At 37.8% G+C, this 13392-nt stretch carries 10 protein-coding genes; all 10 read left to right on the top strand.

All coding sequences use genetic code 11. The features are described 5' to 3' along the window. Positions 1–79: 79 nt before the first annotated feature. The 10 genes from ACP3T3_RS15470 (at position 80) to ACP3T3_RS15425 (ending at position 13330) form a co-directional block, all read left to right on the top strand. The gene (locus tag ACP3T3_RS15470) at positions 80–1438 is read left to right on the top strand and encodes a c-type cytochrome (RefSeq protein ID WP_047426932.1); all 1359 of its coding nucleotides are present in this window, start codon (positions 80–82) and stop codon (positions 1436–1438) included. Positions 1439–1461: 23 nt separating this feature from the next. Continuing rightward, the gene (locus ACP3T3_RS15465) at positions 1462–4521 is read left to right on the top strand and encodes a TAT-variant-translocated molybdopterin oxidoreductase (protein WP_426476712.1); all 3060 of its coding nucleotides are present in this window, start codon (positions 1462–1464) and stop codon (positions 4519–4521) included. 25 nt (positions 4522–4546) lie between these two features. Beyond that, on the top strand, positions 4547–5944 hold the full coding sequence (gene nrfD / locus ACP3T3_RS15460) for an NrfD/PsrC family molybdoenzyme membrane anchor subunit (protein ID WP_034691792.1): 1398 nt from the start codon (positions 4547–4549) through the stop codon (positions 5942–5944). Next, a complete protein-coding gene (locus ACP3T3_RS15455) occupies positions 5931–6452 on the top strand; it encodes a DUF3341 domain-containing protein (protein ID WP_034691794.1) in 522 nt (173 codons plus the stop codon). Before nrfD ends, ACP3T3_RS15455 begins: the two co-directional genes overlap by 14 nt. A gap of 1 nt (position 6453) precedes the next feature. Beyond that, complete coding sequence (locus ACP3T3_RS15450; protein WP_167027527.1) at positions 6454–7143, top strand: c-type cytochrome; 690 nt, start codon at positions 6454–6456, stop codon at positions 7141–7143. A gap of 8 nt (positions 7144–7151) precedes the next feature. Beyond that, entirely contained in the window at positions 7152–8483 is a 1332-nt protein-coding gene (locus tag ACP3T3_RS15445; protein ID WP_426476711.1) for a quinol:cytochrome C oxidoreductase, read from the top strand. A 126-nt stretch (positions 8484–8609) separates the two neighbouring features. After that, positions 8610–10592: an N-acetylmuramidase domain-containing protein gene (locus tag ACP3T3_RS15440; RefSeq protein ID WP_426476710.1), complete on the top strand. Its 1983-nt coding sequence runs from the start codon at positions 8610–8612 to the stop codon at positions 10590–10592. Continuing rightward, positions 10579–11244 (top strand): hypothetical protein, encoded by a 666-nt coding sequence (locus tag ACP3T3_RS15435; protein WP_426476709.1) that lies wholly within the window; start codon positions 10579–10581, stop codon positions 11242–11244. Before ACP3T3_RS15440 ends, ACP3T3_RS15435 begins: the two co-directional genes overlap by 14 nt. Positions 11245–11590: 346 nt before the next feature. Next, complete coding sequence (locus ACP3T3_RS15430; protein WP_426476708.1) at positions 11591–12790, top strand: hypothetical protein; 1200 nt, start codon at positions 11591–11593, stop codon at positions 12788–12790. 3 nt (positions 12791–12793) lie between these two features. Then, positions 12794–13330: an adenine phosphoribosyltransferase gene (locus ACP3T3_RS15425; RefSeq protein ID WP_426476707.1), complete on the top strand. Its 537-nt coding sequence runs from the start codon at positions 12794–12796 to the stop codon at positions 13328–13330. Positions 13331–13392 lie beyond the last annotated feature (62 nt).

The following is a 13392-nucleotide window of genomic DNA, read 5'->3' as shown; positions in this document are numbered from 1 at the left end:
CCGTTAAATTCCTGTTAAAAATATTATTTTTGCGGAATTGATTGAATGTTCAATAATTTACTAACATAAGATAATTTAAATGATTAGTTGGAGAAAGCATTATAAAAAAACGTTGATCGCAATAGGCTTATTGCTATCAACCAGTGCTTCATTTTACGGGCAAGACGGCGATCCTAAAAACGGAGAGAAACTTTTCAAAGCGAATTGTACTGCATGTCACGCGCTGGACAAACAAGTTGTAGGCCCGCCATTAAAGGGGGTTGTAGAACGTGTAAAGACAGAAGGTGGTGTAGACAAAGATTGGCTTCACAAGTGGATCAAAGACAACAAAGCTCTAAGGGCTTCTGGGGATAAATACGCCAATGAGATTTTTGAAAAGTTTAACAAGACTGAAATGCAGGTCTTTCCAAATCTTACAGATAAGGATATTGACGACATTTTAGCTTTCACAACTAACCCTCCTGCTCCGGAGGAGAAAAAACCGGAAGCAACTCCTGCAACTGACGCTACTGCGGCAGCTCCTGCAGACAAAACTACTACAAACGTTGTCATCATTTCACTTTTAGCAATCGCAGGTTTACTGGTTTGGATCTTGGTAAAACTAAGACAATTGGTAAAACTGGGTCAGTCTGAGGACTTAGCCGGACTTAACGAGACAAGAGTTCGTTCTTTCAGTGAAATGTATGAGAAGTTCCACTTCATTGGTAAGGGTTTATTGGCAATTCTTGCTATTTTAGCGGCTTACGGGGTATGGAACTGGTTAATGTGGATCGGGGTTTACAAGGGGTACAAACCAGAACAGCCTATCTACTTCTCTCATAAAATCCACGCTGGAGAACAGAAAATTGACTGTCAGTTATGCCACTCCAGTGCTAAATACGGAAAAGTATCTGAAATTCCTTCTATGAACGTTTGTATGAACTGCCACAGAACAATTTCTGAATACAACGCAGATCACTACATGGAGCCAGGAAAAGACAAGGCATTCTATGACGGAGAAATCCAGAAGATCTACGCAGCAACAGGTTGGGATCCTGCAAAACAACAGTACACAGGAAAAACACAGCCGGTGGAATGGACAAGAATCCACAACATGCCAGATTTCGTTTACTTCAACCACTCGCAGCACGTAATTGCTGGAGAACAAGCGATCATCAATTCTTTCAACAAAAAGAATCCTAACAACAAAATTGATGTTGTATGTAAAGCTTGTCACGGTAAAATTGATACAATGAATGTTGTTCAGATGGCTAACGACTTTACTATGGGATGGTGTATCGAGTGCCACAGAACGACTGAAGTTGATATGAACAACGGTTATAATAAAGAATACTTCAAAAATCTACATGACAAGTTGAAAAAACAATATCCTCAGGATGGAGGTAAGATCACTGTAGATGCAATTGGAGGTCTTGAGTGTGGTAAATGTCATTATTAATAACTAAAAAATTAGAAGTATAAATGGCTTCAAACAAAATACAATTCAGAAGTATTCATGAACTTAAAGATCCGGCTTTGAATAATAAGCTGGCTCAGAAAGAGTTTCAGGAAGAAATTCCGGTAGAAGATTTCCTTGGAGATGCTGAGAAAAACGGATCAAGTACTTCAAGAAGAGACTTCCTTAAATTACTAGGATTCTCTACAGCAGCAGTTACATTAGCTGCCTGCGAAGCTCCGGTAATCAAAACGATTCCTTATGTGGTAAAGCCGCATGACATTATTCCGGGAATCCCTAATTATTACGCTTCAACCTATTTTGACGGTTTCGACTTTGCTAGTGTTTTGGTAAAAACCCGTGAAGGTAGACCCATCAAAATTGAACCCAACCCGGCTGGTGGTGATTTAGGTAAAACTAACGCAAGAGCTCAGGCAAGTGTACTTTCTCTTTATGATAACGATAAAGTAAAACAGCCTAAACTAGACGGTAAAGATGAAACTTTCGACAAAGTAGACAGTTTCGTTATCAAAGGTTTGGAAGAAGCTAAAGCGTCAGGCAAAAAAATTGTGGTTTTATCACACTCTTTTGCTTCACCAACTTTCAAAAAGTTATTCGCTGAATTCAAAGCTAAATATCCTACAGCTGAATTAGTAACTTATGATGCTTTCCCTTACTCTGCACAATTAGATGCAGCTCAGGAAGTATTCGGACAAAGAGCATTACCTGTTTATGACCTTAAAGGTTCTGAATTGGTGGTTTCTTTCCAGGCTGATTTCTTAGGAGATTATAATGCTTCAAGCTTAGAAACTTCTTATGCAGCGGCAAGAAAGCCGGGACCAAACATGCTGAGACACATCCAGGTGGAATCTAACATGTCATTAACCGGTGCTAATGCTGACTCAAGATACAGATTAAAACCAAGTGCTGTAAACAAAACATTAGTTGAGGTTTACAACGCAATCGTAGGGGGTGGTACTTCTGATAAGACTGCAACCGAAATTGCTAATGAATTGAAAGCAAAAGGAAGCAAAGCTGTTGTTTTTGCTGACGGTTCTAAAGGAGCACAGGTTTTAGCACACTTAATCAACCAAAAATTAGGTTCAGTAGCTTTCACAGGGAAAGCAAACTTCCTGAAAGAATTTGACGGTGCAAGATACCAGGAATTCTTAGGATGGGTAAACGGTGGACAAGTTGGTGTATTAATTACCAACAACGTAGACCCTATCTACTCTCATCCAAAAGGAGAAGATTTCAAGAAATCTTTATCAAAAGTTCCTTACGTAATTGCTGTAGCAGATAAGAAAAATGAAATGTACAAAGCAGCGAAAGCTGTAATTCCGGTAGCTAACTGGCTGGAGTCTTGGGGAGATATCGAACCACAGACAGGAGTATATTCATTAATGCAGCCTACTATTCAGAAAATCTACAAATCAAGACAGATTGAAGAGTCTCTATTGGTTTGGAAGAATGGTAAAAACAATGCAGCAAACAACTACTACGATTATTTAAAAGCAAGCTCTGCTTCTCTTTTAGGTGGTACTTCTTTCAATAAAGCATTGTATAACGGTATCAACGCTTCTACGAATGCAACTTCTCTTGCTTATGCAGGTGGAAATGCTGCTCAGGCTGTTGCTGAACTAGGAAACTTTAAACCTTCTGAATTAGAATTAGTATTATACACTAAGACTTCAATGGGAGACGGTACTCAGGCAAACAATCCTTGGTTGCAAGAATTACCTGACCCGATCACAAGAATGTCTTGGGATAACTACCTTACAATTTCTCCTAAAGACGCAGAGAAATTTGCAATTGACAACGATCTTAACGCGAGAATGCAGCTGGACGGTTCTATTGTAAATCTTACTGTAAACGGAGTTAAAATAGAAAACGTTCCTGTATTCGTACAACCAGGACAAGCTGAAGGATCTGTAGGTCTTGCACTTGGTTATGGTAAGAAAAATTCGGGAGCAACTGCAGATACCGGTGTAAATGCTTATCCTTTATTCGATGGTTCCAACCTTGTTCTTTCAGGGGTTAAAATCGAGAAAACAGGAGAAGACCACGAATTTGCAGGTATTCAGCTTCAGAATACATTAATGGGTCGTTATGAAATCGCGAAGGAAGTTCCTTTGGCTGAATTCATTAATGTAGCTTTTGATGATGAGCACAAAGGATGGAACAAGCCTTTGGAATACCATACGATTAGCGGAGCACTTCCGGCAAGAAAAATTGACCTTTGGGATGCTTTCGATGATACAGACGGACCTCACTTCAACTTATCTATCGACTTGAACTCTTGTACAGGTTGTGGAGCATGTATCATTGCTTGCCAGGCTGAGAACAACGTTCCTGTAGTAGGTAAAGAAGAAGTAAGAATGTCCAGAGATATGTACTGGTTAAGAATTGACCGTTACTACTCTTCAAGACAGAAAGTTGAAGTATATGAAGGATTAAAAGAAGGAATGGCTGTACCTGAATTGTATGGTACTGCATTCGGAGATGGAGGGGCATTGAATCACCCGGCTGATAATCCAGATGTAATCTTCCAACCAGTAATGTGTCAGCACTGTAACCACGCTCCATGTGAAACAGTATGTCCGGTAGCGGCTACTTCACACGGTAAGCAAGGTCAAAACCATATGGCTTACAACAGATGTATCGGTACAAGATATTGTGCAAACAACTGTCCGTACAAAGTAAGACGTTTCAACTGGTTTACGTATAACCTAAATGACAAGTTCGATTTCAACATGAACAACGATTTAGGAAGAATGGTACTTAACCCGGACGTAGTTGTAAGAACTAGAGGGGTAATGGAGAAATGTTCAATGTGTATCCAAATGACTCAGAATACTATTCTTGAGGCTAAGAAAGAAGGAAGAAGAGTGAAGGATGGAGAATTCCAGACTGCCTGTTCTAAAGCTTGTTCTACTGGTGCAATGACATTTGGAGACATGAATGATAAAGATTCTTCAATCAGAGAGCAATATGCATCTAACAGAAGATATTATTTACTAGAGGAGATCGGAACAAAACCAAACGTGTTCTATCATACTAAAGTAAGAAACAGAGTAGAAAAATAAAGTTTAAATAATAAATAGGTAAAAAATGTCAGGACATTACGAAGCTCCGATAAGGGAACCTCTAATTATTGGTCACAAAACTTATCACGATATTACAGAAGATATCGCACGACCTATCGAAGAAAGAGCAGGTAAATTATGGTGGATCTCATTATATGCTGCACTAGTTCTATTCCTCTATGGATTCGGCTGTATCGCTTACACTATCGGGACAGGTATTGGAGCATGGGGGCTTAACAGAACTATTAACTGGGGTTGGGATATTACCAACTTCGTATGGTGGGTAGGTATCGGTCACGCCGGGACCCTAATCTCCGCAGTATTATTATTATTTAGACAGCGTTGGAGAATGTCTGTAAACAGATCTGCAGAGGCGATGACGATCTTTGCGGTTGTACAGGCAGCAATCTTCCCTGTAATCCACATGGGTAGAGTTTGGGTTGGATACTGGGTATTCCCTTTACCAAACCAATTCGGTTCTCTTTGGGGGAACTTCAACTCTCCTCTACTTTGGGACGTATTTGCGATCTCCACGTATTTCTCAGTATCAACGGTATTCTGGTTCATGGGACTAATCCCTGACTTTGCAATGATCAGAGATAGAGCTAAAACTCCCTGGACTAAGAAAATTTATACATTCCTTGCATTCGGTTGGGGTGGTAAAGCAAAACACTGGCAAAGATTCGAAGAGCTTTCTTTGGTTCTTGCAGGTTTGGCAACTCCACTTGTATTCTCAGTACACACAACCGTATCTTTTGACTTCGCAACTTCAGTAATTAAAGGATGGCACTCAACGATCTATCCTCCTTACTTCGTTGCCGGTGCAATCTTCTCAGGATTTGCAATGGTACAGACCCTATTGCTGGTTGCAAGAAAAGTGTGTCACTTAGAAGAATATATTACCATGTATCATATCGAAATTATGAACATCGTAATCATCTTAACCGGTGGTATGGTAACGGTAGCTTATGCAACTGAATATTTCATCGGATGGTACTCAGGATCTAGATTTGAAGACTTTACATATCTTTCTCCGGGTGCTGCTGTAGGACCTTACTGGTGGGCATTCTGGTCATTGATCATCTGTAACCTTGTTATTCCTGCTTCTTTCTGGTTCAAGAGACTAAGAACGAACATTATCTGGACATTCATTGTTGCATTGATCATCAACATCGGTATGTGGTTTGAGCGTTTTGATATCATCGTTATCAACCTTTCAAGAGACTACTTACCAGGATCATGGACTATGTTTAAGCCAACGATCATTGATGTGGGTGTATACTTAGGAACAATCGGATTCTTCTCTGTATTATTCTTATTATACGCAAGAACATTCCCTGTAATTGCACAGGCTGAATTAAAATCGATTTTGAAAATCTCAGGTGAAACTTATAAAGCAAAAGAAGGAGATGAGCACCACTAAAATTGTATACGGACTTTATGCTGACGACGACGATTTAATGAACGGCGTTAAAGCATTCAACGATAAAGGAATCGCAATAAACGAGGTTTATACTCCGTTTCCGGTTCACGGGCTAGACAAAGCTTTGGGTTTAAAGAAAACCAGAATTTCTGATGCCGCATTCTTATATGCTCTTTATGGGGTTACTATCGGTGCTACATTAACCTGGTATGTAATGAACCACGACTGGCCTCAGAATATTGGTGGAAAACCAGCTTTTGACTGGGGACACAACATGCCGGCATTCGTAGTTCCAATGTTCGAATTAATGGTATTCTGTGCCGCTCACATGATGTCTTTAACTTTCCTGGTTAGAAACAAAATGTATCCGGGAGCTCCGGCTCAGAATCCTGATCCAAGAACTACTGATGATAAATTCATGATGGAATTTGTAACTGAAGATGTAGAATCTGTAAAGCAGTTGCTTATTGAAACTGGAGTTGAAGAAATAACTGTTAAAGACGCTTAAAATGAAAAAGAATGTATTAAAAATTACAGCAGTTTTAGGTTTAACAACAGTTTTACTTAACTCTTGCGGACCAAAGGAGAACACTCCGCTGGTATATTTCCCGGATATGTATTTTCCGGTAGCTTATGATCCATTGATGAAAGCTCAGGATGCTTATTCAGATCATGAAAATGAAATTCCTGCTTTTGTTAAAAATAATGGTGCAACAGGTCTTTCTCCGGTAGAAGGATCAGTTCCTCAGAATAAAGACGGTGTTTTTGAAGAAAGCTTATTACCTAAAAATGTTGACGAGTACAACGCTGGGTATGATGCTTCTAAAAAACTTACCGTATCTCCTTTGAATCCGGCTAATGCAGCGAAGGATCTTGAAAGAGGTAAAATATTGTTTGATCACACTTGTGCGGCATGCCACGGGACGGGAGGTGATGGACAAGGGCCTATCGTACAAAGTGGAGCATTTTCTGGAGTCCCCAACTATGCTGACAGAGAAATTACTGTAGGATCTGTTCATTATGTATTAACAAACGGTAGAAATGCCATGGGATCTTATGCGGGACAATTGAACGCAGGAGACCGATGGAGAGTAGCCATGTATGTGATGAGTGCTTTCAAAAAAGGAGCAGCAGCACCGGCAGCAGCTACAGCGGCGGCACCAGCAACAACTGAAACGACTACCGAAACTAAAAAATAAGAAAAGAAATGTATAGTTTTTCACCAAAATTAAAATCAACATCTATAATACTTCTTGTTGTAGGTTTAGTTCTTTTCGGTATTGGTTTCTTTTTGAACAAAGGAATTTCTACTGAGAAAATAGAACAAATGATGGAAGCTGTTCATGCTTCAGGTCATACTGCTCCTACACACTCAAGTGAAATGGTTGGACCTCAGGATCACGCTGCCCACCTTGAGCACGCTACATTGCAGGTACACAACCAGCCTTTAGCAGCAATACATTTTGTAGCTGTATTTTTCTTTGGAGTAAGCTGCTGCGTATTGTTCTTCTATTCTATTCAGCACGCTGCCCACGCAGGATGGCCGATCATCATTACAAGAGTAATGGAAGCTATTGCTTCTTACATCCCTTATGGTGGTGCGATCTTAGTAATCCTGATGATCCTAAACATCACTCATAATGGTCATTTATTCCATTGGATGGACCCTGAATTGACAAACCCGGATTCTCCGCATTTTGATGTGATCTTATTCGAGAAGAAAAAATTCTTAAATATTCCTTTCTACGCAGTAAGAACTTTAATCTATGTGATTGGTGCTTCTTTCTTCGCCTGGAAATTAAAAGCTCAGTCTAAGAAAGTAGACGAAACGAAGTCTAAAGTAGAGTATCAAATGCTTTACAGATGGGCAGTAGGATATATCGCATTCTTCGGATTTGCTTCTGCAGCCTGGGCTTGGGACTGGTTGATGTCTATTGACCCTCACTGGTATTCTACAATGTATATCTGGTATTCAATGGTTAGCTGCCTTTCAAGTGGTATCGCTGTAATCATTTTATTAAGTGTTTATCTTAAGAAAAATGGTTTCTTACCACAGTTCAATGATAACCACTTACACGATTTAGGAGTATTCCTTTTCGCTACAAGTATGCTTTGGACCTATACATGGTTTGCTCAGTTCATGCTTTACTGGTATGCCAACGTGCCTGAAGAGGTTAACTACTTCTTCGGTAGATTCCAGCACTACTCTCCTACTTTCTTACCGATGCTGATCATCAACTTCTTATTACCACTATTGGTATTAGTAAGCAGCAGCATCAAGAGAAACTACAAAGTAGTTACCACAATGGCAGTCGTAGTGATCTTAGGACACATCTTAGACTACTTCAACATGGTAATGCCGGGAACAGTAGGACCATACTGGAACACTCCTGAAGTATTCCTGTTAATCCTTGGAGCAATCCTGTTCGTAGTTGGATTATTTATGTTTACTGTACTTTCAGCTTTATCTAAACTGAAGTTGATCCCTACAGGAAACCCATTCTTACACGAATCTGAAATTTATGAGTATCCTTTCTAAGGACTTGTAACAAAATAAGCAAAAGGTTGATCATTTTATGGTCAACCTTTTTTGTTATAATAAAACAGATATAAGATCTAAGGTCATGAAATAAATCCCTACATTTGGATAAAACAAACACAAATCATGTCAGAAAATAAAAAACTTATCATCATAGGAAGTGATAAACCTGTGATAGGAACAAAAGAAATGTACACCATTTCTTCAGTAAACGACTGGCTGGATCTCCTTAAGCCCATCAAAAATCCATTGGAGGTTTCGAAAACACACTGGGAAGTTATGATACATACCAAAACAGGTTGGAGAAAAGGAGGAAGTGATAAAGAGGGACAAACCGTACCTTTTACCTTTGGACAGAAAAGCCTATTGCATAGAGGAATAAAGATCATTGCACGTCAAGCAGAGGATTATGCAGAGCTTATTGTACATCCGCAACGGGCAAAAGAACCTAAAATAACTAAGGTGGAACTTCTCGATGTCAATTATAAAGCTATTCCAAAAGGAAAAAAGTTAAGCTATAAAGATACCATTATTGCAAGGGCATATTGTGTAGAAATGTTCGAGATGAATATTGCTTTTACTCTTTGGGAAGATGATGCTCAGGGAGAAGGACACAATCCTACAGTAAATGCGTTGAATAGAATTAATCCTGTTCCTGTACTTAGTAGAGTGAATGAGAAAGGGATAGCAGAAGTTGTTTTCAGATTACCTTTCTATACGATGGCTGTACTGATTGCCAATACACGCACTGCAGCAGGTGATAAAAGTGAAGGAGCAACCCACGAATATTATGTAACGGCTGATGTGGTTAGTAAACATATACAAAAAGCAAGTCCAAACGTAAATGTAGTTAATCCTACTCACAACCCAGAGCCTCCAAGACAAAGACAATGGCCTAAAGGGCACACTCCCTCACCAACCAAACTTGACTCTGAGAAACCCAAACCCCAATCCGATTCTTCAAAATTCCCGGTAACTACAGGCGGAAAAAATAGTGATGACCCCCAAGGAAAAATCCTGAGTGCTGAATTTGTAGATAACAATGGGAACAGGCTTCACTCTTCGAAAATAGGAACTACTGTAAGAATAAAGATTGTTGCCAAGGAGATGAAAGACAAAAAAGTGAAGGTAAAAATATGGGAAGAAGATAATATCAAATGGGCTAATGATTTGATCTTTGAGAAAGATTGTATTTTAATTGGTGACAACAATTACATCAATCATGTACAACTTACAAATCCAATGTTTGATAAAGCCAAAGATGGTGGCACTGACAGCAGCAGGCAGGATTATTTTATTGAAATAATCCACCATGATACCTCTGTGACATCTGAGGTAATACCTGTGAGTGCAGATGCAGAGCCTACAAAGGTGGAGAGTGGAAGAAGTGCAACGATGGTGAAAGAACCGAAACAAGAGAAGAAAGAAGAAAAGAAAAATACTACTAAATGTTATTGTTATTTGCAAAGTGTAGTTGATACACCTTGTAATGGAAAAGGAAATGCTGTTACAGATAAGCATTTTGAAAGTTTGGCTAAAGACATTGGCGTGGAAGCAAAAGTTTTTAAAGCTGTTGCAATTGTTGAGTCAGGAGGAAGAAAGTCCTTTCTAAATGTAAATGGCGAACAAAAAGCAAAAATCCTTTATGAAAGACATTATATGTATCGTTTTTTGAAAAAAATAAAAACACAAGAAGAGCTAAATAATTTGAAAAAAAACACGCCTGATTTAGTACACAATATCGGTACATATAAAGATAAAAATGCAAGTTATGGTTCTGAAAAAGAGCAATTTGAAAAATTGAAAAAGGCAAAAGAAATTGATAGTGACTCAGCAATAAAGAGTTGCTCTTGGGGAAAATTTCAGGTAATGGGTAAATATTATAATTATTTATATACTTCTCCTATTGAAATGGAGAAAGCTATGAATATGTGTGAAGTACAACATTTTGCTTATTTTAAAGTTTATTTAAAAGATGTTACAGGTGCTTCTATGATAAAGGCAATGAAAGAAAAAAACTGGGATAAAATAGCTGAACTTTATAATGGACCTGATTATGAAATAAATAAATATCATACAAAAATGAAAAATCAATATGAAAAATTATAATATAAAAATCTTACAATTTACACTACTTCTTACTTCATTAACTTTATTCAGCTGTAAGAAAAAATTTAATTTATCAACTAATGATTCAATTATTGAGAAACATGATACTATTAGTATCAGTATATCAGATAAATATTTGTTAACAATTAATAATAACGAAACTATAGATTTTTTTCAACCTATTAAAAATAAGTTAATTACCGAAGAGATTGATGCTCAAGTATTATATGAAAAAAACTATATTATCTTAAACTTAGAAATAGGTAATAATGCTAATTATTATGAAGATATTTATATTTATAAATCTCTGCCTCTTATTATTGAGAAAAGAGTATCAACGACTATTATAAAAAATACTTCAACACCTGAAAAATTAGAATGTATTGAAATTATTAATGAACCATTAAATAATACTTCTAGATATAAATACTCAAAATCGAAAGATAAAAAATGTAAACAAACTATAATAGCTTCCAATGGCTTTCCTAAAAATGAAATTTTCCATTTAATTACTTGTGGGAATAACAGATTTTCAATTCACATAGATGATAATCGTTACGAGATATTAGATAGGGAAAAGATCATTTCTAGAGGTAATATACAAGGTGAGACGACAAAAAATGAACGTTTTTTTACGTCTATATTTTTATAATTTTCAACAACTATATTATCTTCATAAAATACTGCCTCAATTTTCCCTAACTTAATTTTTTGTTCATTTTATACAATGTAAATCTGAAAAATTAACTTTTTATAAACAATAAATTCATAGAAAAAAGAATGAATTTTCCTATAATCAATCAATTATCATTGGACGCTTAGTTGAACTCTAAGAAATTTGAAGTAACATCAAAGACAATGTAATTAATCTGATATTTTATCTACAAATGAACTAAAAGTGAGAATAACTGTATTTCTAAAGACTAAGACAAGAATATGAAAAATAAAAATCCAGTATTAATAAAGGTTTTATTAAATTTGCAACAAACCAAATAAAAATGAAAAAGTTTTCTTTTCTACTTGTTTTCAGTCTGTTGCTTTTTACAGCATGTAAGAAAGATCATGTAGATGCTACGAATACTAAAACACTGCAGTCAAGTATCAATGATATGACTTCCAGTTTACCTACCATTAAGCAGATTAAGTTTAATGAAGCTCTTTATATCCTTAAAACATTTGGAGTAGAGGCAGATGGTGATATTAATGAGCTAAAAGCCCTTGGAAAACTGATCAACGGAAAAAAAGTTCCTGAGATCATGTCTCTGGCAGACGAAGTTGCACAGAAAAACGGAATAGAATGGGCAAGTACAGCCCCTCCATCACTGGGAGAAATGAATATCTTCGGAGATGATAAAGCTAAAGAAAGCGACCCTAACGATGTAAAAGCAGGATCATTGAGTCTCGTGACAAGACCTACAGGAGATGACGGAACCGGAGCGCCTACAGCCATCCAGATTGTTCCAAGACTTGTAGATGCAGCCGGAAATCCGGTATCATTTACAGGAGCTGGTCTTGAAGCCACTCTTGAAGTATTCAGCAATGGTGTAAGACTGGCAACAGCTAAAAACCTGATGCAGGACAATAATTTTAAAGGATTTAATTTGAAATTCTCGTCTATTCCTGCTTCAAAAGTAATAGACAACAAGATCGACATTACTGTTTCTGTAAAAACTACGGCCAAAACTTTCAAAATGTCAAAAATAGGTCTTGATGTGAATGCTGCAGCCCTAAAAGTGCCTGCTGTTCCAAAAATGGATTCTACGGCCGTGTCTGAGCAACCAAGCGCTGTTGTCGATCCAAGCAACCCAACAGCTCCTTCCGGAACAACTACAGATCCTTCAACAGCTACTCCTGCAGCACCAGCTGCTCCGAAACAGCCGTCTGCAGATCCCAAGAATACGGTAAGCAAATTTTTGAACAGTGTAAGCTCTCAAAACTTAAAAGCAGCATACGAAACTGCCAGCAACCCAAGCTGGGGAAGCTATGAGTCTTTCTCAAATCCTACTTCAGGTTTCGGATCTGTGAAGAATGTAAGCGTAAAAAATATTACAACTAACGGTGCCTCCGCCAACAGCGCCAGTGTAAACGCTACCTATGATGTGACGGATAAAAGCGGTAAGACTACTTCTTTAAAAGTAACTTTCGGGCTTAAAAATGTAAACGGAGACTGGAAAATTTCCAGCTATAAAATCAATTAATAAATGGCTTCAGCAGAACTGATCAAAAAACTGGAAGAAACAATTGAAAATATCCCCGATTTTCCCATTCCGGGAATAAAGTTCAAAGATATTTCACCCATCTTTTTGAACCCAAAACTTTATGAAGATGTTATTGCAGATCTTGCAGCCTTCAGTAAAGGAAAAATAGATGCAGTCTGCGGTATAGAAAGCCGTGGTTACCTTTTCGGAATCGCTATCGCTGTGGCATTGGAAGTTCCGTTTATCTTAATCAGAAAAGCCGGAAAACTTCCTCCCCCTGTTATTTCAGAAAAATATGACCTGGAATATGGGAGCGCTATTATCGAAACCCGCGAAGGGCAGCTAAAACCAGGACAGAGAGTATTGATTCATGACGATCTTCTGGCAACAGGCGGAACTACTGAAGCCGCGGCTAAATTAGTAGAAAAACAAGGAGCGGTTGTCTCACAGTTCAGTTTCCTGATCGGCCTGAAAGACTTAAAGGGTGATGAAAAGCTGAAAAAATTTGGTGCTGAAATTTACCATATTTTAGGATATTAAGATTTAATATAATGCTTCGACAGGCTCAGCATGACAACGCTAATCATTTACTGTGAGATTAA

The organism is Chryseobacterium sp. CBSDS_008, from assembly GCF_049959325.1.
Lineage (GTDB): Bacteria > Bacteroidota > Bacteroidia > Flavobacteriales > Weeksellaceae > Chryseobacterium.
This window is presented reverse-complemented; position numbering and strand designations above follow the sequence as displayed.